This window comes from Synechococcus sp. CC9616 (assembly GCF_000515235.1).
Classification (GTDB): domain Bacteria; phylum Cyanobacteriota; class Cyanobacteriia; order PCC-6307; family Cyanobiaceae; genus Parasynechococcus.
The window spans coordinates 1,347,217-1,370,805 of record NZ_KI911558.1 but is presented as its reverse complement, the minus strand read 5'-3'; the positions used below and the strand labels follow the sequence as shown (position 1 = coordinate 1,370,805).

Annotated in this window: 19 protein-coding genes; 9 read left to right on the top strand and 10 right to left on the bottom strand. The window is 44.0% G+C overall.

Annotated elements, in window-relative coordinates; all coding sequences use genetic code 11:
- The first annotated feature begins 39 nt into the window (after positions 1 to 39).
- Entirely contained in the window at positions 40 to 981 is a 942-nt protein-coding gene (locus SYN9616_RS0108105) for a bile acid:sodium symporter family protein (protein ID WP_028952635.1), read from the top strand.
- A gap of 1 nt (position 982) precedes the next feature.
- Here SYN9616_RS0108105 and SYN9616_RS0108100 read toward each other — a convergent pair whose 3' ends face one another.
- Positions 983 to 1,303 carry a DUF3303 domain-containing protein gene (locus SYN9616_RS0108100; protein ID WP_028952634.1) on the bottom strand — a complete coding sequence of 107 codons (321 nt, stop codon included), beginning with the start codon at positions 1,301 to 1,303 and terminating at the stop codon, positions 983 to 985.
- 385 nt (positions 1,304 to 1,688) lie between these two features.
- On the opposite strand from SYN9616_RS0108100, the gene SYN9616_RS0108090 reads away from it, so the two are divergent.
- The 6 genes from SYN9616_RS0108090 to SYN9616_RS0108065 all read left to right on the top strand — a co-directional run bounded on the left by SYN9616_RS0108090 (position 1,689) and on the right by SYN9616_RS0108065 (position 8,550).
- Complete coding sequence (locus tag SYN9616_RS0108090; protein WP_028952633.1) at positions 1,689 to 4,436, top strand: RNA helicase; 2,748 nt, start codon at positions 1,689 to 1,691, stop codon at positions 4,434 to 4,436.
- On the top strand, positions 4,433 to 4,942 hold the full coding sequence (locus tag SYN9616_RS15535) for a DUF1997 domain-containing protein (protein ID WP_051410991.1): 510 nt from the start codon (positions 4,433 to 4,435) through the stop codon (positions 4,940 to 4,942). Before SYN9616_RS0108090 ends, SYN9616_RS15535 begins: the two co-directional genes overlap by 4 nt.
- A 111-nt stretch (positions 4,943 to 5,053) precedes the next feature.
- A complete protein-coding gene (locus SYN9616_RS0108080; protein WP_156918732.1) occupies positions 5,054 to 5,851 on the top strand; it encodes a hypothetical protein in 798 nt (265 codons plus the stop codon).
- Positions 5,852 to 5,890: 39 nt separating this feature from the next.
- On the top strand, positions 5,891 to 6,709 hold the full coding sequence (locus SYN9616_RS0108075; RefSeq protein WP_232200187.1) for an ABC transporter permease: 819 nt from the start codon (positions 5,891 to 5,893) through the stop codon (positions 6,707 to 6,709).
- A complete protein-coding gene (locus SYN9616_RS15530; protein ID WP_198015161.1) occupies positions 6,702 to 7,958 on the top strand; it encodes a sugar ABC transporter in 1,257 nt (418 codons plus the stop codon). Before SYN9616_RS0108075 ends, SYN9616_RS15530 begins: the two co-directional genes overlap by 8 nt.
- Before the next feature lie 139 nt (positions 7,959 to 8,097).
- Positions 8,098 to 8,550, top strand: coding sequence for a hypothetical protein (locus tag SYN9616_RS0108065; RefSeq protein WP_028952630.1), 453 nt, complete (start codon positions 8,098 to 8,100; stop codon positions 8,548 to 8,550).
- Between the two features lie 14 nt (positions 8,551 to 8,564).
- Here the strand turns inward: SYN9616_RS0108065 and SYN9616_RS0108060 are convergent, their stop codons facing one another.
- Genes SYN9616_RS0108060 through SYN9616_RS0108045 form a run of 4 tightly spaced genes read right to left on the bottom strand, consistent with a single transcriptional unit; the run spans position 8,565 to position 15,481 of the window.
- Positions 8,565 to 11,135, bottom strand: coding sequence for a rhamnan synthesis F family protein (locus tag SYN9616_RS0108060; RefSeq protein ID WP_198015160.1), 2,571 nt, complete (start codon positions 11,133 to 11,135; stop codon positions 8,565 to 8,567).
- A gap of 3 nt (positions 11,136 to 11,138) precedes the next feature.
- Entirely contained in the window at positions 11,139 to 11,828 is a 690-nt protein-coding gene (locus SYN9616_RS17290) for a hypothetical protein (RefSeq protein ID WP_156918730.1), read from the bottom strand.
- 19 nt (positions 11,829 to 11,847) lie between these two features.
- Entirely contained in the window at positions 11,848 to 14,778 is a 2,931-nt protein-coding gene (locus tag SYN9616_RS0108050) for a rhamnan synthesis F family protein (RefSeq protein WP_051410989.1), read from the bottom strand.
- Positions 14,768 to 15,481 carry a hypothetical protein gene (locus SYN9616_RS0108045; protein ID WP_028952626.1) on the bottom strand — a complete coding sequence of 238 codons (714 nt, stop codon included), beginning with the start codon at positions 15,479 to 15,481 and terminating at the stop codon, positions 14,768 to 14,770. Before SYN9616_RS0108045 ends, SYN9616_RS0108050 begins: the two co-directional genes overlap by 11 nt.
- 96 nt (positions 15,482 to 15,577) lie before the next feature.
- Between SYN9616_RS0108045 and SYN9616_RS17285 the strand changes: the two genes are divergently transcribed.
- Positions 15,578 to 16,579 carry a hypothetical protein gene (locus SYN9616_RS17285; protein WP_232200181.1) on the top strand — a complete coding sequence of 334 codons (1,002 nt, stop codon included), beginning with the start codon at positions 15,578 to 15,580 and terminating at the stop codon, positions 16,577 to 16,579.
- 503 nt (positions 16,580 to 17,082) lie between these two features.
- Positions 17,083 to 17,913: a hypothetical protein gene (locus SYN9616_RS17280; RefSeq protein WP_198015159.1), complete on the top strand. Its 831-nt coding sequence runs from the start codon at positions 17,083 to 17,085 to the stop codon at positions 17,911 to 17,913.
- Here the strand turns inward: SYN9616_RS17280 and SYN9616_RS16485 are convergent.
- The 5 genes from SYN9616_RS16485 to rfbA form a co-directional block, all read right to left on the bottom strand.
- On the bottom strand, positions 17,910 to 20,264 hold the full coding sequence (locus SYN9616_RS16485; RefSeq protein WP_071991438.1) for a glycosyltransferase: 2,355 nt from the start codon (positions 20,262 to 20,264) through the stop codon (positions 17,910 to 17,912). The two genes, SYN9616_RS17280 and SYN9616_RS16485, sit on opposite strands and share 4 nt — an antisense overlap.
- Positions 20,265 to 21,326: a dTDP-glucose 4,6-dehydratase gene (gene rfbB, locus SYN9616_RS0108025; RefSeq protein WP_028952623.1), complete on the bottom strand. Its 1,062-nt coding sequence runs from the start codon at positions 21,324 to 21,326 to the stop codon at positions 20,265 to 20,267. It lies immediately after the preceding gene.
- 4 nt (positions 21,327 to 21,330) lie between these two features.
- Positions 21,331 to 22,227, bottom strand: coding sequence for a dTDP-4-dehydrorhamnose reductase (gene rfbD / locus SYN9616_RS0108020; RefSeq protein WP_028952622.1), 897 nt, complete (start codon positions 22,225 to 22,227; stop codon positions 21,331 to 21,333).
- Positions 22,224 to 22,814 carry a dTDP-4-dehydrorhamnose 3,5-epimerase gene (gene rfbC / locus SYN9616_RS0108015; RefSeq protein ID WP_028952621.1) on the bottom strand — a complete coding sequence of 197 codons (591 nt, stop codon included), beginning with the start codon at positions 22,812 to 22,814 and terminating at the stop codon, positions 22,224 to 22,226. Before rfbC ends, rfbD begins: the two co-directional genes overlap by 4 nt.
- Positions 22,804 to 23,589: glucose-1-phosphate thymidylyltransferase RfbA (gene rfbA / locus SYN9616_RS15525; protein WP_037990834.1), on the bottom strand; the 786-nt coding region annotated here is incomplete at its 5' end. The genes rfbC and rfbA, both read right to left, overlap by 11 nt.

The following is a 23,589-nucleotide window of genomic DNA, read 5'->3' as shown; positions in this document are numbered from 1 at the left end:
CTCGGCGGAGGATGGCGGAGTCGATCACGGAGGGAGCCCATGTCGCTGGAGCGTTTCACGCTGTGGTTCCCGCTCTGGACGTTGCTCGGAGCGGTCCTGGCCCTGCTCTATCCACCCTTGTTCACCTGGTTTCGCGGTCCCCTGATCACCCTCGGGCTGGGGGTGATCATGCTGGGAATGGGGCTGGGTTTGGCACCGCAGGACTTTGTTCGGGTTGGTCAGCGGCCGCGGGCGGTTCTGCTGGGTTCGATGGCACAGTTCATCGTGATGCCCGGACTAGCGGCGACCCTGGCCTTGCTGCTGCAGCTTTCTCCACCACTGGCGGTGGGTCTGATTTTGGTGGGCTGTTGTCCTGGAGGGACCGCCAGCAACGTTGTGGCCCTGATTGCCCGCGCTGACGTCGCGCTCTCCGTTGTGATGACCACCGTTAGCACAGCTGCGGCTGTGGTGATGACCCCGCGGCTAACCGAGCTGCTGGCCAGCCAGTACGTACCGGTGGATGGTTGGGCCTTGTTCCTAAAAGTGATGCAGGTTGTGCTGCTGCCGGTTGCGCTTGGCGTGCTGCTCAAGCAGGGATGTCCTGGGGTGGCGCGCCGCGTCGAACCTGTGATGCCTCCACTGGCGGTTGGGATGATCGTTTTGATTGTCGCGAGCATCGTCGGAAGCCAGCGCGCGGAGCTCCTGAAGCAGGGTCCGCAGCTTTTGCTGGCCTGTCTGCTGCTGCACTGTGGAGGGTTCCTGCTCGGTTATCTGCTGCCCAAGCTGTTCAAGCAGCAGGAAGCGGTTAGACGAACCATCAGCATTGAAGTCGGTATGCAGAATTCAGGCCTTGCCGTGGTGCTGGCCAGAAGTGGAGGATTTGCCAGCCCGCTCACGGCTTTGCCGGGTGCCATCTCGGCGGTGATTCACTGCATGATCGGCAGCGCTTTGGCTGCGGGCTGGCGACAGTCGGATCCCGAATCAGATCTCTCAGGTCGGTGATTTAGCCGCCGAGCTTGGCGAAGAGATCCTTGTGATAGTCGACAACGTTTTGACAACTGATCACCGGTGTGAACTCAACCACCATGCCGAACTGTGCACGCCAGGGAGCGAAATGGGCAAAGAGTTGTTTGTCACTCTCGGCACGGCAGAGGACCACAACGCGTCCCTCTCCGGGTGCATGCACTCTGAACAGCATTTCGAAGCCTTCGAACTTGTCTTCCTTGGCCATGGCTCCGCTTTCCCAGAGTTCAATGAACTGGGCATAGGCCGCCTTCTGCATATCGATGTCATCAAATTGAATGTCGGCCAGATAGAGCTGCATGTCGATTGAATGGACTCTCCCTCAGGATGACTTCGCATCCCTGATTGCAGCGATGGGAATGCTTATATCTGTTCAAAGAAATCAAGTCTCGTCAGCGGTGACGGAACACCCTTGCTCTCAAAGCCCATTCGAGACATCCATCGGTTCGGCAGGGAAAGGCGTTATCCGCGACGTCAGCTGTTCTGGGATTCGCCGACGATCAGCTTGTAGAGCCACAACCCACTGCAAGCCAGGCTGAAGGAAAGGATGATCGTGAGGAGATCAAGGGTTGTCATGAAACTTCATAAAGTTGTTCATTTCTAGCGTCTTGGGGAGCTGACCGCTAGGGAAATCAGCGGATCCTGCCTTCGTAGGATCCAATGATGGATCCAAGGCGCCGCCGGCGATGACTGAACCAGGCGCCGACGGGTCAGCACCACTCGACCCTTCCAAGGTTTTTGCGTTTCCCCTGGATGACTTCCAGCTGGAAGCGATCGATGCCCTGAATCAGGGGCACTCTGTTGTTGTCAGTGCCCCGACCGGTTCTGGCAAAACTCTTGTGGGCGAATACGCGATTCATCGGGCCCTTTCCCATGGCCAGAAGGTCTTCTACACCACCCCTCTTAAGGCTCTCTCCAACCAGAAGCTGAGGGATTTTCGCGAACAGTTTGGTGATCACAACGTCGGTCTGATGACCGGCGATCTCAGCGTGAACCGCGAGGCGTCAATCGTTGTGATGACGACGGAGATCTTCCGAAACATGCTCTATGCGGAGGCAAATAAGCATGACGACCCCTTGGCGGATGTTGAGGCTGTTGTTCTCGATGAGTGCCATTACATGAATGATTCCCAGCGGGGAACGGTCTGGGAGGAATCGATCATTCACTGTCCGCCTCCAGTTCAGCTGGTGGCCCTATCGGCCACGGTGGCCAACGCCGGGCAACTCACCGACTGGATCGAAAAGGTCCACGGCCCCACAGAGCTGGTGCTCAGCGATCACCGACCGGTGCCGCTCCAGTTCAGTTTTTGCAGCGCCAAGGGGCTGCATCCCCTGCTGAATGAGCAAGGCACAGGACTCCATCCCAACTGCAAGGTCTGGCGAGCGCCCAAGGGAAGCAAACGCAAGGGACGCTCTCCCAAACCCCCTCAGCCCGAGCCACCACCAATCAGTTTCGTGGTGGCTCAGATGGCTGAGCGATCCATGCTTCCGGCGATCTATTTCATCTTCAGCCGTCGCGGCTGCGACAAGGCCGTCAGGGATCTCGGAGCTCAGTGCCTGGTTAGCCCCAAGGAACAGGCGCGTATCCGCGATCGCTTCACGTCGTACAGCGAGGCAAATCCGGAAGCGGTGCGCGATGGCATCCATGCGGATGCTCTGCTGAGGGGAATTGCCGCCCACCATGCCGGGGTGCTGCCGGCCTGGAAGGAACTAATTGAGGAGTTGTTCCAACAGGGCCTCGTGAAGGTGGTGTTCGCCACCGAAACCCTCGCTGCCGGAATCAACATGCCGGCCCGAAGCACGGTGATCGCTGCGCTCTCCAAGCGCACCGAGCGGGGCCACCGGCCTCTGATGGGCAGCGAGTTTCTGCAGATGGCAGGCCGGGCTGGGCGTCGTGGCCTCGATTCACGCGGCTACGTCGTGACGGTGCAGAGCCGCTTTGAAGGCGTTAGGGAGGCCGGACAGCTTGCCACCAGTCCGGCTGATCCTCTGGTCAGTCAGTTCACGCCCAGCTACGGCATGGTGCTGAATCTGCTGCAGCGTCACGATCTCGACAAGGCACGGGAGCTGGTGGAACGAAGCTTCGGTCGCTATCTGGCCAGCCTGGATCTGGTGGAGGAAGAAACAACCTTGTCGCAGTTGCGGCTGCAACTCGGGCAGCTGGAAGGGGTGGCTGGCGATGTGCCCTGGGAGGACTTTGAGGACTACGAGAAACTGCGCGGAAGGCTGCGGGAGGAGCGGCGACTATTGCGAATCCTGCAGCAGCAGGCCGAGGAAACCCTGGCCAATGAGCTGACGCTGGCGCTGCAGTTTGCAAGCTCAGGAACCCTGGTGAGCCTCAAGTCGCCTCAGTTGCGGGGACGGGTCACTCCCGCCGTGATCGTGGAGAAAGTGGACGGTCCTGGCCAGTTCCCGCTTCTGCTTTGCCTGACGGATGACAACCTCTGGCTTCTGGTTCCCTGCCAATCCGTGGTCAGCCTCCACGCCGAGCTCAGCTGTCTGCAGGTGGACAACGTGGAGGCGCCCGATCTCCAGCGGGCCGGAGAGCTGCGTCATGGGGATCAACAAAGTGGTGGTCTGGCGCTGGCGGTAGCGCACATGGCCGGGCGTCACGACATGACAACTCCGCAATACGACCTGGCCGGTGAGGTGCTCACCCAGTCCAGGCTTGTGCAGACCCTTGAGCAAGAGCAAGAGCAGCATCCCGCCCATGGCTGGGGGGATCGCAAACAGCTCAAGAAACACCGCCGGCGAATGGAGGAGCTCGAGGAGGAAATCGAGGAGCGGCAGCGACTTCTGCATCACCGCGCCAACAGACATTGGGAGACCTTTTTATCCCTGCTTGAGATTCTTCAGCAGTTTGGCTGCTTGGTTGAGCTCGAACCGACGGAAATCGGTCGCACAGTCGCTGCGCTGCGCGGCGATAACGAGCTGTGGCTTGGGTTGGCGCTGATGAGCGGTCATCTCGATGAGCTGCACCCGGCTGATCTCGCGGCTGTGTTTGAAGCGATCAGCACGGAGGTGAATCGGCCTGATCTCTGGAGCGGTTTTCCACCGCCACCCGCTGCTGAGGAGGCTTTGCATGATCTATCCGGTGTCCGTCGCGAGCTGTTGCGCACCCAGGAGCGTTTAAACGTTGTGGTCCCGGCCTGGTGGGAACCAGAACTGATGGGTCTGGTGGAGGCCTGGGCCAGAGGGACTGCCTGGAGCGACCTGATTGCCAACACATCACTGGATGAAGGCGATGTGGTTCGGATCATGCGTCGCACCGTGGATCTTCTCGCTCAGGTGCCGTTCTGCGAGGCCATCAGCGAGCAGCTGCGAGCCAATGCCCGCCTTGCTCTCAAGGCGATCAATCGTTTTCCGGTCTGTGAGGCACAGGATCTGCTCAAGGAAGCCTCTGGCCTTAATCCCGCCACTGAGAGAGCAGCATGACGCTGCGCTGTGCGGGTACCCATGTCTGCGAGGTTCCAATTCGCGCAGCCAAACGGCAAACGCTGGTTGAGCTGCTGTCGGATCCACAGCTCACCATGGAGGCTCTGCTGGATCGCAAGAAACTGACGTCTTTGCCCGGACATCGCTTTCGTTACCAATCCAGTCCCTACAGGATTCTGACTTTCAATGTTCAACCTGAGGTTGTTTTTGTGGCGGTCTGGAACGGGCAGGAACTTCAGATTGATTTTGAGCGTTGTGAAATCCATGGCCTTGCTGCTATCCAGAAAGCCGTCGTCTTTGAATGCAGAGCAAAGCTCACGCCCTTTGACGCTTTGATCAGAGCGAGCGCCAGCGCAACATTGGCGTTGGCAAGTCGTCAATCATTCTTAGTATTTCCGGACGCTGTATTGCTTTCGATTGGCAGAAAGTCTTTGGACCTTGTGTTCGCCAGGCTTGAGCAGAGGTGTCAAAAACGACTGCGAAAAGCTGTGATGCAAAGGCTATGAAACATAGCCATATAAGATCAACAGTTGATTCGCGTCGTGACGATTCCGGCGTGATAGACAGTCCAACAAGGATTTGATGGTAAGATCTTGTAACTACACTTCTTCAATTCCTTGAATGTCGCCGCAAATCATGCTGTGACCCTCAGGCTCGAGGATTTAGTCCTCAAGTTTAGTCGCAAGGAAAAAACAATTAATACCATTCCAATATCGTTTTCGTTTCGCGAAGGTGAAAAGAGAGCGATTCTTTGCGGGAACCGACGAATACGCGATGAACTACTTGGCAGTATTTATGGCTTGGTTCAGCCTGCGTCAGGCCGTATTTCTCATCAGGGTTTGGTCAGTTGGCCCCTTGGCTTGAAAGGTGGACTGGATGGAAAGCTGACGCTTCGTCAAAATATGCTGTTTTTAAGCTCGCTGTACCAAGATCGTGTTGTTCCATTAAATATAGAAAAGTTTTTAAAAACTTTTTTGGATGCAGCTGGTTTGTCTCCTCGTGAACGCCTGAAAGATCTCAGGTCCAGGGATCAGAAATTATTTTTTCTCATGACGGCTTTGGCTTTTTCATTTGATGTTTTCCTGGTCCCTTCGGCTCAATTCCTGATGGGCAGCGAAAATGATCAAGTGATCAAATACTTGCGAACTGTGTTTGAGGCTCGGATTGAAAATCATACCTTAATCACAACAAGCGGGAATAAAAAATTTCTTAAAGATTTTTGCGATCAAGGTCTTGCAATTGACGCGTCTGGACAGCAAATATTTGAAGGAAGTTTGGATGAATGCTTTGATTGGATGAAGGCCTCCAGTAGCCAGGGTGATTCTGTTGAGGAAAGTGATATCGTCGATGAAAGTCTGTTCTCAAGGGATCTTTCCAATGAGGACAATCAGTCTGAATTGCTTGAGATTATTTGAGTAATTATGTTTAACTTTTTAATCCTATTGATTTCAAAGATGCGATCACAGCTTGCTGTGATACTGGCAGTGTCTGTTTATGAGAGAGATCGAAACGCGTCCGATAGTCCTTTTGGTGCTTGGGAAGCTTTGGTGCAGCCTTTACAACTTCTACTTCTCTTCGTATTCATCAGGGTAGGACTAAGACTTGCCGTCAGTGGTTCGACCCCACTTATCTCAACAGATATAACGACTATTAGCTCGGAACTTTATTTCGATCCTATTACCTTCTTGGTGACAGGCATTGCAATCGTTTTCCTTTTCCGAAATGTAGCACTTAAATCAATCAACGGATTGAAGTTAAAAGCACCTCTTTTTTACTCTCGGGTCAGGCCTCTCGATATTTTATTGGCATCTGCTGTGAATGATGTAAGAGCCTTGGCCACGTTGTCTTTAATTACATTAATACTTGGCTGGTGTTTCACCTGGACATTTCAATTTGACCGCCCAGGATTAGCAATTAGTGCTTACTTACTAACTGTCATTATGGCCGTTGGCTTTGGAATATGCATTACTTTCCTGGGTCAGTTTGTTCCGGCTGTGAAGAAGATTGTTAAACGTGTATTGCAGCGCTTAATTATATGGACGTCTGGTATGTTTTTTGCCACGTTCGAGCTTGCTCCTGAGGCTCGACCCTTGATTACATGGAATCCAATACTTCATGGAGTAGAACTGTTTCGGTTTGCAATCAACGATTCTTATCCTATTCCTTCTATCTCGTTCAATTATTTGCTGATTTGCTCCTTATCTTGTGCTAGTTTTGCGCTTATCTTGTACCGGGTCAACGAGTCCATGTTGCTTGTGAGCAGCGATGACTAAATCTCTTCCACCCGAGGAGACCTTTTCTGAATCCCCGAAACCTCGGTCGACACAAGAGCAGCCGTTGCCTTCTACGGCGATCTTTCCAAAAACATTGATGCAAGCTGCCGAGCCCAATCTTCAATTAGAAAACACCTGGAAACAGCGTCTTTCTCGAGTCGCTAAAGCAATCTTGTCTCCAAGAACGGTGGTTCTTGGATTTATAGGCTTAGCGGCTTTCTATTCTTTCAGTATTGGGCGAAGTCGTTACACATCGGTGTCGCAATTTGTGATTCAACAACCGACGCCGATGAACAACACGGCAAATACAATTTTAGGAGCTACAGCTGCTGTTCCACAAGCCATTAGTTCTCTGCTTGATGGCCAATATCTCAAAGTCTATCTGGCCTCGCCCGATGTCAAAAACAAGCTCTACCCGGAACCTCAACTACTAGAGGCGATTTACGCTCCCCAACGGCCTGATGTGTGGGCAGGCTTGCCTGCGAAAAGTTCTTCTAATCAGCAAGTTGAATTTTTCAGGAGGCAAGTGAGTGTTCAACCACAACCACTCGTTGGTTCTGTTGTTCTAAAAACCTATGGGTTTCAACCTCAACAAGCCTTTGAACTCAACCAAGCACTTTTGAGGCAAGCCCAAAAATTTGTCAATGAAGTCAATCAGTCAATCAGTGCTGATCAGCAGGCATTTGCTCAGAAAGAGCTTGAAATCTCTAAAGATGAATTGCAAAAAGCTAAGCAAAAGTTACAAAATTTTCAGGATAAGTATGGACAACTAAGTCCTGAGGTTGAGCAACAAACAACATCGTCTTTTATTGCTCAACTTGAATCAAATCTTGTTGATCTGAAAGTTGAGTTGGCAACATTGAAACGTCGCTATGTCGACCCAGCATCTCCTGAAGTCGCTTACGTTGCAGACCAAGTCCAGGAGTTGGAGCGTCAAATCCGAGAAGAGAGACAAAAAGCAGTCGGTCCTAATGGTCGAGATCTCAATAAACTGACGTCCCAGTCTGAATCACTCAAGGCAGATGTTGAATTTGCGACCACTGCTTTGGAAGCAGCGCGCCTTGCGGTTGACAATAGCCGTCGAGAAAGCCAAAGGCAGGCGAAATTCATTGTGATGCTCAGCAAGCCACAACTTGCAACATCAGAAGATATGAACTGGCGTTGGCAGTTCTTCTTAGCCTCGATTGGTATTGTTATTGTTGGTTGGGCTGTTGGTGGTTTTATCTTGGCTGCCGTCAGAAAACAGTAGTTTGTTATTAAAAAACAATGATTCAAATCCTTAGATCGCTTTTAGATCTTCACCTTCTGAGGAATCTCAGCAAAGCACACAGATTGATAGACAATATTTTGAGCAATTATTTGAAAAATTTGCTGTTAAGCCAGAGATCTTGTTTTCAGACAAAGAGGACGATTTTGCATTTTTATGCGGTCGCGAAATGCAACTTCAGAGACATAAAAATCAGCATGATCTAGTAATAGCGCTTGGTCAACTAGCCCACACAAACAATCTTTCTCATGAGCGTATCTCGATTAACCTTCAAAAAAGTCTTCAAGAGACTTCTCGACAGAAAAAGTTTCGTGAGCTTGAGGAAATGCGTTTGTCCGAAAACTTATCCAGAAAAGACTATGAGTCTGCGGTTGTTCAAGCTTGGATGTCTGACCCAGACTGTTCAAAATACTTGGATATGCTAAAAAGGATATTTACCAGGAAGTTAAAACGCGACAGTATTTACTGTGCAGCTTCGGATGATTTAAAGAACGAATTAATTGACTTGCAAATTAATAGACGAATTCTTCTTGAGCTTTCTTCCAGCGAGTGGAAGCTTGTAAAAGCCCATTAAGTGTTGAATTAAATCTAGCCTCGCCTGTTTATACAACCAAGATGCGCCGATAGAATATCAATAATTGCATCGCGCGACAGGTTTTTAAGAGTATAACTCTTATTGGTTTTCTGGATTGTAGAATCATTCAGATAATATATACTTGGAGAACGTAGGCTTTTGAGAGCATCAATTGCAATGACTACTTTGCACATTTCAAGCGCATTTTCTTCCTCTTTAAAGCTACATTCGTCAACCAAGAGACCGTAGTCGAAAAGTTTTTTGGAGTCTTTTGATAAGTACTCAAAATTAGTGCATAAGCTAACCTTGCTAGCATCGCTTATCGCTATATCTGGAAAAACGAATGGTTCAGAATAAATAGAAAGAGACTTACCGATCTCCTTATTATTTAGCATCTCAACTGTTAAATACTGGTAGGGAGCTTTTTTGGGAATAGGCAAGAATGAATTCTGATCCAGCGGTATATAGCTTAATATCCTCTCAAAAGCATGGGCAAGTGTTCCATCAGAGGAATAACCAGGTGGAAACTCTTCCCTGCTTGGCAGCTTGTGGCGTGTTAGCGGTTGAATCAAAAGTGAGCTTTTTGTCCAAAACATTGTGCCGCGAATAAATTTTTTTGTGCCCTCTCCCTGCGATATCCCATAACACTCGATAAGCTGATCGATTGAAAATTTGTTGTTTGACTCTTGTAGATCTCTTAGACTTTTATCCATTAAAAATTGTTCTGGTGCCGCTAAGCCTATGGAATCATTACTTTCAATAAAACTAATCAATTTTGAACAATTCTCGCGCGTTCCTAGTAATCCCTTTAGTAATCCTCTCCTCCAGCGATTTCCTTTAATTATGCCTGACGAAGTGAATGATCTCTTTGAATGAATTTTAAGAATTAAATGGTCGTGTTCTAGTGCTTCGGGTTGATGTTTTACTAGGAATTCAATCGATTTAAAGAAAGGATAAATATCTAGTCCACGGTTATCACATGGAATGACAAAAACTTTGTTAAAACGTTTGATAAAAATAGATTCAAGCCATTGGATGGATCCAGGTGTTGATTTACTGGTTGGCAGCGTTACAATTAGTGTGCATTCATGGTTTACAATCGCCTCTAACTCTCGGGATAGCTCAAACACTAAATCAGTATGATATAGATGGAGAAATATTGTAATTTTCTGTCTTTTTTGTGATTCATATAGTTTACTTAGTGATTGCGTGTGTGCTTCATATATACTCTGATTGATTGCTTTGAAGAAACGTTCAAGATATGTACTCAATCCAAAGTTCTTACTGATTAATTCTTGATCATTAGTGGTTGGCGTTGGATATTCCTGTAATTCTTTGAGACGTATTGCGATATGGTCAGCATCATGTCGGTCGTAGATAATGACACCACTTAGATTTTTGAAGTATTTGGCAATGCCTGTTGTTTTAGGAAGCAACAGTTTGCAGCCATTAATGTAGGCTTCAACAACTACGAGGGGGAAAGTATCATCAATTGAGGACAAAAAGAATATGTTGCTGTTTCTTAAATACATCTCTACTTCTTTACTGGCAACCTCACCTGGATAGTCAATCTCGGGGTCTAATCGAATTGAAGCATCTCGATGCTTTCCTACCCACTGAAATATATAATTGCCATTGCGATTTGCTGTGTGAGCACATTCTGAAAAAAATTCATACCCTTTTCTCTTGATAATGCTACCTACCATTATTACTGTTGTTGTTTGAGTCGAATGATTAAGTCTTGATGGGTTTCTTAAATTTGTTACTTTATGGTTCTTTTTTAACGTTTCGCAGAGTGTTGGATTGTGGACGACTGTCATTGATGGTGCTTTGGAAAGATTACTGATATCACTTACTTGATCTTTGCTGCAAAGCAAAATGTGTGAATGCTGGATGAAAGTTTTGAGCCTTTGAATTTCTGTTTGATTAAGCTGATCAAAGATCCACTTGGTTTCATGAACATATCCGTAAACTGGAATATTAGTCGAATTGTCTTCAAGCCAGACTGTTAGTTCTTTGACATGACACACTTGCTGAATACCATTGATGATGATGAGATCGAAGGCCTCAAGGTTTTTTGTTATCTCAGATTTACTTATATCATTATTAAATTGTATTGTACTTAAGTTGAAGCCGCCATGATGATAAAGGAAATTAAGGACATGGGAAATTGGCCTGAATACACCAGTAGACATGTCAAGATTATTGCCAATGACCAGAAGACGATGAATTGATGACGGTAGCAATTGAGGGCTTATTTTTCTCCACGACTTCAGTATGCATTGAGCAACCTCGTCATTAAAGTACCAATCATGCTCATGATCTATCCTCACTTGTTTGATACCAGAGTGATCAGAGGCTTTTTTGGTGATCAGCTTATTTTGGTACTCTAAATTTTTAAAGTTGACTCCATTATGTTGCAATACCTCATTCTCTAATGCAAAAAAATCAGCAAGTTCCTCGCTTAAATTTTTTACTCCATGGATTTTGGAGAGCAATTCCCAAGCCATATTAAATTGTCTTTTCTTGATCAGTGATTGATAAAGTGAGATGTCTTCGATGATTTCATTTGTATGACTATTCATCATCTAGGAGCCTCTTGTCTGGTGTTTAATCATTAAAAGAATCTTCTCTTTAAGTAAATTGTTTAACTCAGATATCGCCTTGATGGTAATCATTCGTTGAACTGATACTGAGAGTAAATCATGATTGGGACAACTCAACTTTGAGTCTGGATGAATAATGCGCTGTAGATCCCACCAATCGTTCAGCAGATCTTGCCCCGATACAGCAGACAAAGCATTCTGATAAGTTCCTTCAAAATACTCCATGAAATGGGATCTGTTCGTTGCTTTGGCTTCAACTCTGGAATATATATCAAGGAGACTCTGGTAATTTTTGAAAATAAGCCTACAAACCAAAAAGTTAATTGGGCTTGGGGCATTAACATATTGATTGTATAAAACTTTTTCTGAGCTTTGGTTAGGCTCTTGTTTTCTTGATAGTTCTTGCAGAATGCCGGATTGCGAATAGCTTGAATGACTATCCTGAAGTTCCAATATTGACTGATATTTACTTAGGATTTCATCAATATTTTGATTTGTATAATGACGAATTTCCGGGAATGAAGTGAAACGATAAAGTTCTGGGTAGATCAATATATCACCAGTCACTGGACTTTTGTTCTTATTAGCTCTCATCTTTATTCCATAGGAATCAAGATGATCTTGGAATGCGTTTGATAATTTGAATGGCGAGAACCAGAACTTTGTTGTCATGACAATATTATTGTGGTGGTTACTGTTGCTTCCATAATGCAAGTTGCTTAGAGATCATCTTTGACAACTTCGGATTTCTTATTTTGATGATCTCTTCCCAGCAATCAATATTTTGATTAGAGGGATTATCTCGAAGTAGACTGACTTTTATGAAGGGAAATCTTTGATCTTCAATTAACTGCCGCCACTCTGTATGAAATAAATTTCCATTTGCATGATGACTGTAAAGACTTTTTAATTTAAAACCTACGCTTTTCAGTTTTACCGAGATGCCAACCTCATATTGTTTGACAATATCGCGCTTTTGCTCCCAGACCTGTATGTTGTCCCATATTTCCAAAAATATTTGACTGTCTATTACATTTTTTCGGTATACAGTGAATGGCGAGGTGAGATGTGGGTAGTACATCAGATCATCTGTTAATGCAATCATGTCAGCTGAAGACCCATTGATGCGCTCAAATAACTCTTTGAGGGGTGTGATTGGTCCCCAAAAGCTGTCGTTAGTTAAAATTATTTCCTGAGATCTGATGACATCCGTGCGGCAGAATGATAACCCTGTCATCCATCCTCCAAAATCATAACCTTCGTTTTCTCTTATAATAAGAATATCGCTTACACGTTGAAGCGACTTTAAGGTTCTCTTTTTATGAATAAAAGACGGTGTTGATGCAATTACAACGATGTTGCAGTATTTTCGATACTCTTTTAGTAGTTGAATGATATCAGCACGTATCTCATGATTGATATTTTGTTCATATTGAGCAAAGAATAAAATTGGTTTTCTCATGTCAAGCTCCCCAGCTCTCCTCCATGAATCAATGATGTTTGCTCTTGCAGGTCGTAACGGTTTTTTTTCAATCTGTTTGGGTTCATATCTTGTGGAATGCGGCTCAAGGTAACGACTACTGAGTTCATCGCCATGAATAAATAAATTTTGATGTTTTCTTCTTAGATAACCTGATTCTTTTTGATGTCTGGCATAGGCCACCCCTTCGATATCTTTCCCCCGGCTCACCGACTCATGGTGAATGATCCTTGGATAGGGCGTTACGACCACGACCCCTCCTCTTTGTCGGAGTTTGAGGCACAGATCAACATCATTAAAAACGACGGCTAGAGATTCATCAAATCCCCCTACGGCATCAAAGTCATTAGCTTTTACCATTAGGCATGCCGCAGATGCAGCTGAGAACTCTTCTTGGACATTTAATGGCGTAAGACTATCAACCGTCTTTGGGACAGATAAATGTTTTCCTGGTTCAATGACACACCGTCTCTCTCCTTTTACTATTATTACACCATTGTGCTGAATGCTTCCATCTGGATAATGCAATCTACTGCCAACTGCAGAGGTTTGGTGATATCCGAATGGGTGCAGTAGTTCATCCAATGTGTTCCCCGAGGTGAATTCAATATCATTATTTAGAAATAGTAGATATTCCCCCTGGCATTCTTTTCTGCCAAGATTGCTAAGGCGAGAAAAATTAAAAGGCTCATCAATTGTTATGATTTTAATATTTTTCTGAGATTTCTGCTGGTTGGCCCAGTTAGTGGTTTCTGGCTCTTTGCTTCCGTTATTTACAAAAATAATTTCATATTCAAGAGATGTACTTGCGTATTGCCTGATCGAGTTTAAGCATTTTCTGGTTAACTCAACATTGTCTCTGTAGGGTATAATGATTGATATTCTTGGTTTTTTTTGCGGGTAATATTTAATGATGTGGCATCCAGGGTATGAAGTGCTTTTTTCTACAAAACCCTGATCACTTATTAAGTTTCTAGAGTGAAGTTGCACGATGTCGAGGAATTCATGTTGTAGATTTTTGTTTAAATTCATTCTTTCCATTGGCCAGCCTTGATCTGGCACTGTTGGGTTAAGTGAGCTCCGAAAAAGCAACACCTCTTGGCATTGGTAAACCTTTCTTTTCATATTGAATATATGAAATGCTATGTCAAGCACGAGTGCCTGGAAACAGTTGTAAGTTTCTCTAAATGTAATTTCCGAAAGTACATTTCCTTTTACAGATACTAGTCCTCCCACGCAACATCGTGTTAAGAGTCGAAATGGTGTTATGTAGCCTTTATTTTGACGATTACTATTTAGTTTGAACTTCTTCTTATTCCAGCACAGGGCCTCATCGCTTGTGATCATGCATGTTGTTGGTTGTTCCCAATTTATTTCTGCTATGATTTGTTTCGAGTCCTCTCGAAGCTCGTCGGTACAGCTTACTAAACTGACTAAATCATAATTTTTGGATTGTAATTTAAGATCATATAGTCCACGAGGGTTTGCTTCGATGTTGAGATAATAATTCCATCCTCCACCCAATGACATTTCTCGCGCTCTGTCCTCGTTTCCACCTACTACAACAAGCAGTTGCTTCAGCCTTTGATCCAGAAAACGTTTTGTGTTTAGAGCCGGTCTTTCCAGATAATTGTATCGATCAAAACCCAGCGCAACTTCTTTTTTGCATTTGAATTCGTTCCAGCCTTCGTTCACGAGGTGTTCAAAGATTGACCAATTATTCTGCTTGCATCTCAGTCGACATCTTTTTTTTAAACCATCCTGGTAGGCTTTTATTGGAATTGCTGGTAAGTCTTCGTATAATTGTTGCTTACCATCTAGAATTTCATTCAATAGCCCACTTGCGATGAGCTGTTGTTTGATTTTTATAGATTTATGATGATTTTGCAAAGCCATCCAGTTAATCCCACTTTTAGCTGGGTCCCACTGGTTTGGTTTTATCAATAGTTGGATTGGTAAAAGCTCCGGATCTAGATATTCTTTGCTAATAAGCGGATTAATCTCAGCGAGACAATCTTGTATTAATTTGCTATCTATCCCAAGTCTTTTTGATCTTTTAAGTAGTAAACTTATGTTGGCGTCGTCGCACTCACCTATTTGCCATTGCTTAAATTTGTTGAGCCATTTCTTGTTAGGAATCATTGTGCTCACTATTTTTTATGAGTTTCGAAATGGTCTGTCTGGTAAGACTATTTTGTTTATGAAGAAGAGATTCCAATGCTTCTACGTCATCTCTTGCTTTTTCGTATTCCTGGTGCACTTGTTGCATCCTTTCCAGGTTGAGAGTCGATTCTTCATAGCTTGACTCTCTGTGGGCATTTACCAACCACCAATCTTCTGCGATAAGATCGCTGCAGATAGAGTTTTCTACCCTCTTTAGGTAATTACTGTCTGCTCCACCACCAAGCGTCAAACCCTTTAATTCTAGGTCTTGATAATTCTCAAGTATATCTGGTTGTTCTTGTATTAATTTGATGGTTATTAAGCCAGCCAGAGGTTGTACGATAGGAAAGATTTCGGCGTCGCGACTTTGAACTTCTTGCCCTTGCACGATTTGCCTAATTGTTGTCTTATCTAAAGTACGTATCCTCCATTCAGCGATGAAGATACAGTTAGAATTCATTTTTCTATGTTCGTTAAAGCGCTTCGATATATCCTCTACCCTCGGTGGTGTTTCTTGGTGAATTCTCCAGTCACTTAGGATTTGATCAGGTGGTGCATAGATAAAGATCGATTTTTCGTCTACCTGCCATTCTTTTTGGTGAATTCCCTTCGCAATTCCAAGCTCCCCCAACCGTTGTTCTAGAGAAGCGTCGATTGGAAAAGCTGCATTCCAACAAAGCATGACCTTCTAGAGACTCATGCCAGTCTATGGTGTTGCCAATCCCAGCCTGGTATGCCCACGGATTCGCCGGTTAATGTCTTTATTGGATGTCCGCAGGTGCTGGCGCGTCTTCCGGATGGTCCTTGTTTGATCGTTGATGCCGATGCCTCCCTTACAGAGAGTGTCCAACGACAGATCTCGGTGAACACGCATGAATGGCCAGTCCGCGTTGTTTCTGCAGTGCTTACTTCAGTTGTTCATGAAACGGTGGTATGGCATCGATTCTCGGATCAACGCTTTAATGGTGTTTGGACAGCAGATGAATGGAGTGTCGCAAATGAAAATCTTGCTCTCGTCGGATCGGACGATTGTGAAAGTTTAACACTATGCTCTATTCTTAATGATTGTGAATTTTTTGCTGGAAATTTAGATTTCCGCAGATTAAATTTATATCTTTATCAAGGCAATCCCCTCCAAATCCTGGATGGATGCCATCATTGGTTGGCATATGTAACTAATATCTTCTTCCGTTATCCGCGTAATCTGCCGATAAAAACTGATACATTATTATCCCAAATGAAAGAGAGATTTTTCAGACTTTCTGTTGAAGATAGTGAGACTTGGCTGTTCGATCAAGAACTTTTTTTGGAATCAAAGTTTCAGAATGCTCTTCGCTCGCTTCTTGACTTTGAACTTTGTCGTAAGTTACGTCCTGATTTGTCGGCGCTTTCAGATGATGATTTAGCAACGCATTTCGTCTTCAGCAACGATACTAAATCAGTATCCGATCTAATTCGCAATCATTACAATTCGGTTGCCGAAGATCTATCTGCTTCTTTTTCATCCTTAGTTCATTGCTTCCCTTTCAGTGCTTATCGGGCTGCTCGACCTGATCTTGATCATTTATCTGATAACGATATATGTAAACATTATATGCGTCACGGTAAATCAGATGACATTGATCTTAGACACAGTTCTCTTATTGAGGCTCGACTTAGTGAGCTTAGAGTCCAATGTGATCATCTTCAAACGCTTTTGGACCTATGTACGCGTGATTTTCAGGATTTACAGTCCCTGGTCTTTAAAAACAGGCTTTTTGATTCCGAGTCGAACCAATGAATTCGACAACAGTCCGGTTTTTCCTTAATCACTTTGTCAGAGGGCAATGGCAGTCTTTGTATTTTTATGACCCAAATAAATTATGTCCGCCGGCTTCTGCACATCAGCGTAATCATAGTTTGGCGGAGTCTCTTCTTGTATTCTCTCCACGATATTTGTTTAGTTCATTAAATACTGCCACTTTATATAAAAGCCAACCTCCCTCCGTGAGGATTCTCATTCTGACGATTAGATCGTCTTTCCTTCAGGCGTATAACGCTTTTACTCTTAACGATAATGCGAATGTTACTCGTTTTATTTCGGCAGCATCCGTTGGTCTACTACAATTAATTCGTGATTTTGGCTGCCTCGATACACTAGATGAGGTTTGGTCTGATTCTGATTTAGTGTTTTTGGAGCATACTTTTAGATCCTTTTTCTCTATTCAACTTCGTCTTAGCAGCTGTCATTTCCCAAAGAGACTTACTCTCGTGTTGGGAATGCATCGAAGTGGCACCTCGGCCTTGACAGGTATGCTCAACTTTGCAGGTTTAGATGCTCCTACAGACCCTTTGGGTGCTACTGATAGTAATCCTTTGGGGTATTGGGAGTCAGAACATTTAGTTGGTACGACTGATCAATATTTGTCTCGCTCGGGTTTTCATTGGTCATCGTTATTTAGTTTTTCTTCTAATTGGCACTTCACATCAGAGGGTAGGCAGTGGAGTCTCTCCTATTACGATTCAATGTCTTTTGTCTTTCCGAAATCCAATCATGCCCTTCTAAAGGATCCCCGTCTTTGTATTCTTTCACATGGTTTTTCCTCGTGGATGCAGTCTGGTCTTGTTGGTGTTGATTTCATTCTGATTATTCGTCAGCCTCTTGAAGTGGCTTTTTCATTGCAAAAGTCAGAGGGTCTTTCTCTTTATCAATCAATATGCCTATGGATCTCTTCAGTATTGGAATCTGAGCGTGTCAGTCGCATGATGCCCAGGTTGTGTGTTACTTACGATCATCTGCTTGATCACCCCGCCTCTGTTATTCAGTCATGTATAGAACTTTTTCAGGTTGATACTGACTCTGATGATCAAAAGTCCCTTAGAACTACTGCTACGAGCTTTGTTCGACCTGACTTTCGTAGGCAACGCACCGATTCTTTGCTCAGCCAAATTCCTCCTGAAAGTTCATTGAATACCCTACTTTCATTTGCGGATTCTGTTTATCGTATTTTTGAGTCTTGCTCGCTTAATGATCTTCAAAAACAACATAATACTTTAGACCGTCTCTATGCTCAATGGCGTCTTTTTATTACGTCGATTGCTCTAGTTGATAATAGAATCATTGTGGAACGTTAAGGTTTATTTTTTATTGGATTAAAATATTTAGCAATGACCTCTCTTTTTGATCGATCATCTAACCCCATTTTGGTACTGATTGGGTCTGTATTCACAGAAAAATTTTCGTTTGAGTCTGTAAGGTTTGGATTGTAAAATGGGTCATTTGGCAATTTAGTTGCTTGTGAGTCGCCATATTGTTTGATCATGTAATCGATTTCACTTTGAAACCTTTTCTTTTTTACTCTGGTATCTTCATGTCCTCTTGAGATGGATTCATAGTGATATAGCTCTGCATACGGTGTATAAATATTCCTATATCCACGCTGGTGTACGCGCAGGCAAAAATCTACGTCATTAAAGGCAACTGACAGATTTAATTCATTTAGTCCTCCTACTTCGTTGTAGATGGTTCTCCTTACTAATAAACATGCTGCTGTTACTACGCTTAATTGTTGTGTATGGGCCAGTCTTCCAAAATAGCCCGGTGATTCTCGTGGACTGTCTCGATGTCCATGTGCGGCGATCGTAAGTACTCCAGTAAATACACCTGCATGTTGAATGGTTTCGTTTGAATATAATAATTTTGCACCTACGCAACCAACATCATTTCTTAGGCAGTGAGATACCATCTCGTGTAGCCATTCTCCATTAATGACCTCAATGTCATTATTGATCAGTCCGATGATCTCTGCTTTACTTTGCTCTGCTGCATAATTATTTATTGCTGAATAATTGAATGGCTTATTATATTCAAGTACTTTGATTTTTTCAGGATATTTATTTGTTAATTCGTTGAATAGTTCATATGTATTTTTTTCTTCGCTTCCATTGTTCATGATAGTAATTGAATAATTGCTGTAAGTTGTTTTTTCTATTATCGATCTCACTGCTACTTCCAGGATTTCTGCTTTATCTCTTGTTGGAATAATAAGCTCTACTCTTACTTCATTTTCTACTGGCCAATTCACTCTGAAACGATTAGGTGCGACACATCTCACCGTGCACTGCTGTTCATTCCTGTTATTTGATATTTTAAGATAATCTTGTATTGCTTTAAGTCCGCGTTCACTTGTGTAGTCTTTACTATCTGGGCTTGCTGCAGTTGATTCAGAATGCATTCTCCAGTGATATAGAATTCTTGGTATATGAATGATGTTTTCTGGTTTAATCTCACGTATAAATCTCAGTGCAAGATCATGATCCTGACTCCCCTCAAGCCCCGGACGGAATCCTTGTATTTTTTCTACGATTGATCGTCTATATGTTCCTAAATGTGAAATATAATTATATGCTAACAACAAATCAATATTGAAACTAGGCTTGAAATGTGGTGATGATCTCTGGTTGTTCTCGTTAATTTTGTCTTCATCAGAATAAATTAAATCGGCGTTTGGAGTTTTAAGTATAGTTTTTGCTATGTAATACAATGCATCTATTGTGAGCTTGTCATCATGGTCTAGTAATGATATGTAGTCACCGCTGGCTAATTTCAAAGCATCATTTGTTGCCTTGCATATATGACCATTTTGTTTTCTGAAGTATACTTTTATGCGTTTGTCTTCAAGGCTATATGTTCGCAGTATCTCTTTGATGTCTTCATTGGTTGAATCGTCATCGCAGATGCATAATTCCCAATATGGATATATCTGCGATTTTACGCTTTCTATACATTCTCTAAGATATTTGGGATTTGTATTGTATGTGGGCATGACAATACTTATGAGTGGCCCGTCTTGATGTGTCTTGAGCCAATTAGCAATTTCTTCGTTGCTGTCTTTTGTGTATGGTTCTACGAATTCTAGATAGTTTTTGAAATCTTTCGATTGTTTTGTTTTTTTGCTTTCAATTATTCCGCTTATTTGGTTGCATCTGTTCATAAATGATTGAAACTTTTCTTGTATCGTTCGGCTTTCTCTTTCGGCATTGTTCAAATATTTTGTCCTCTTTCTTTCTACTTTCTCCATTAATCGATTCGCCTCCGATTTTCCCGTTCTGTTGATCGAGACGATTGCCTTTATTGATCCTTTATCAGCATCTAGTTCGACGCACACTCGACAACGTTTTGTTAGTACAAGTGGAATCTTTGCCATCTCGTCACTTTTTGTTTTTACGGTAAATGTTACTGCTTCTTGAATCAGGCTTCCGGCGGGCTCTAATTTGATTGTCAATTTATAATCGGGCTTTTGTTTGTCGCTTATAATCACTCTTAGTAAGTATATGCCTTTCGCGTATCCTTTCAGAGATCTAAAACTTGCGTTTTTTCCAGTGACAATGAAGTTATTTTTGTCTATGTAATCAATGTTCTTTCTTGTGAATTGTTGTGTTATTGTAATCCCATTTTTTTTTAGTCCAGTATCTCTACTTGACATTTACTTCGCAACCTTTAGGTGCTCTCTTCTGGAATAATACCATTTTACTGTTTCCCTTATGCCTTCCTCAAAATTATGCTTTGCTTTCCAGCCTAATTCTTTGTGGATTTTTTCTGGATTAATTGCGTAACGTCGGTCATGCCCAGGACGGTCTTTGACCGATTTGATTAATCTTGCATGTGGTTCTTTTCCAGGGTTAATTTCATCCATTATTTCACAGATTTTATTGACAACTTGTTTGTTTGTTTTTTCTCCATAGCCTCCTATGCAGTAGCTATCTCCGATTTTCCCTACGTTTGCAGCTAGAAGCAGTGCATCGACGTGATCTTCTACGTAAAGCCAATCTCTTATGTTCATTCCATCTCCATAAAGAGGTATGTTTTCTGCGTTTGCTGCTTTTAGAATGACAACTGGGATTAGTTTTTCTGGGTATTGCCATGGACCATAATTGTTCGAGCAGTTTGTCAGTACAACTGGCATCCCATAAGTATGATGCCATGCTCTGACAAGATGATCACTTGCGGCTTTGCTTGCTGAGTAGGGGCTTCGTGGATCGTAGGGTGTTGTTTCCGAAAAGCTTCCTTCTGGTCCTAGTGATCCGAATACTTCGTCCGTACTTATATGATGAAATCGAAAATCATTCTTTCTCTGATTGTTTAGTGTTTCGTAGTGATTGCGAGCTGCTTCTAGGAGATTGTATGTACCGTTTATATTGCTTTGGATGAATACTTCTGGGCCTGCGATTGATCTATCTACATGACTTTCTGCTGCAAGATGCATGATTAGATCCGGGTCTGATTCTTCTAAAGCTTTCTTCACATCATCCTTATTTGCAAGGTCAACCTTTAGTAATCGGTGTCTATTTCCTGTCTCTCCGCCTAGCTGATTTATTGTTTTGTTAATACTTTTCAAATCGCTAGCGTAACCCATCTTGTCGATGTTGAAGATTATTGCGTTTGTGCTGCTGAGGAGCCTTCTTACCACTGCACTGCCAATAAATCCGGCGCCTCCAGTGATCAGTATTCGCTGCCTGTTGCCGAGTAGCTCGTTCTCTTTTGTCATGATTTTAATGGTTGAGTTGATTGGTTTTGATCTCTTTTAGGCATTTTCTAAGAGTTTCCCTCCAGTGAATTCCTTCAATTTCTAATGTTTTGCGTGTTTCATAGCAATCCAGCAGTGAATAGTTCGGTCGTTTTGCTGGTGTTGGGTACTCTTCTGTTGTGATAGGTCTTACTTTTGCACATCGGTCGATGAGTTCTAATTCTTGTCCCAGCTCACCGATGGCTATAGCCACGTCGTACCAGCTCGCTGCACCTGCATCACTCCAATGCATGATTGACGGCAGTCTTGTGTTTTTATTGTTTGTAATTATTCGCCAACATGCTTCTGCTAATGTGTGTGTACTCGTAGGACATCCAATTTGATCAGCGACGACTCTTATTTCATCTTTGCTGGAATGTAATTTCAGCATCGTCAAGGCAAAGTTTTTACCCACTGGTCCTAGGACCCAACTTGTCCTTAAGATAATTCCTCTATCACTACAATTTAACTTCGACATTATTGCATCCTCCCCCTCTGCTTTGCTTTTTCCGTACATGCCTATTGGTTTTTTTTTCTGATCTGGTTTGTATGGAGTGCTTTGAGTCCCATCAAAGACAAAGTCGGTGCTGATTTGAAGTAATTTCCCACCTTGTTTTTCTAGGACTTCGGCGAATGCCTCTGGCGCTCCTGCGTTGATAGCCATTGCCTTCTTGGGTTCGCTTTCAGCCTGATCAACTGCTGTGTAAGCGCCAGCATTTAAAACCCAATCTGGTTTGTGCTTCTCTATGGCTTGCCTGCATTGATCTGGATTCAGGAGATCCAGTTCTGTTCTGCTCATACAGAGAACTTCTATTCCTTGAGGAATACAATTTTGTAAGGCTGTACCAAGTTGACCGGTTGTTCCTGTTAGTAATACCTTCATTTGAAAATGTCTCCTCTTGACTGCGCATCTTTGAGCATTGGCGCTTCGCCGTCTTTCTCGGATAGTGCTACGTCTTTACCTTCAAGGCGTTCTAGTGGCCACCCAATATTTAACTTTGGGTCGTTCCATCTTATTGCTCTCTCGCATTCTTTGTTCCAAAAACCCCTGGCTTTATATTGTACTTCTGCTACTTCGCTTAAGGTAAGGAAGGCATGGGCGAATCCCTCTGGAATCCAGAGTTGGTGATGATTGCTAGATGTTAGTTCCGCTCCTACCCAATTCCCAAAAGTTTCTGATTCAGATCGGATGTCGACTGCAACATCAAATATGGAACCGTAACTTGCTCGTACAAGCTTGGCTTGTGGTTCTGGATCAAGTTGATAATGTAAACCTCGAAGTACTCCACGGACAGATCTCGAGTGATTATCTTGTGAAAAGATTACATTTTCTCCTGCAGCTGAGTTGAATTTTTTTTGATTCCAGCTTTCGAAAAACCATCCGCGCTCATCTCCGAAAACTTTGGGTTTGATTAGCAATGGCCCATCGACCGTATGACCTTGAAGGGTTTTGAGTTGTTCAGCGTCCACTGGCTACCTCCAGACTGCTTTGAAGTGCTGCATGATCACTCACACTTTCCTCTAATAATTGAACCAAGTATGAACCATATCCGCTTTTCTTAAGTGGTTGAGCGAGTCTTTCAAGTTGTTCAGCATTGATCCATCCTTGCCGCCATGCTACTTCCTCCGGACAGCCAACTTTTAATCCCTGTCGATGTTCCAGTGTTCGGATGTAACTTCCTGCATCGTTCAGTGAATCGCAGGTTCCTGTATCTAGCCATGCCATTCCTCGACCCATTAGCTCAACCCTTAGTAGTTCTTCTTTTAGGTACATGCGATTGAGATCTGTTATTTCAAGCTCTCCTCGTGGCGAAGGCTTAACCATTTTTGCTCTCTCCACAACTGTTTCGTCGTAGAAGTACAACCCTGTAACTGCATAGCGGCTTTTTGGCTTGTTTGGTTTTTCCTCGATACTCAATACTCTTCCGTTGGCATCGAACTCAACAACGCCATATCTTTCCGGATCGCTAACTGGGTAAGCAAACACTGTGGCGCCTTTTGCAAGCGCATTGCTCGATACAAGTTGAGGTACGAGATCATGGCCATGAAACAAGTTGTCTCCAAGGACGAGGGCTGCTGGCGCGTTTGATAAGAACTGGGCACCGATCAGAAAAGCTTGAGCCAAGCCGTCAGGACTTGGTTGAACTTCATATTGAATTGTCATTCCCCAGCGGCTTCCATCTCCCAGTAGACGCTCAAAAACATCCCTGTCGTGAGGGGTTGTGATGATTAACACCTCACGAAT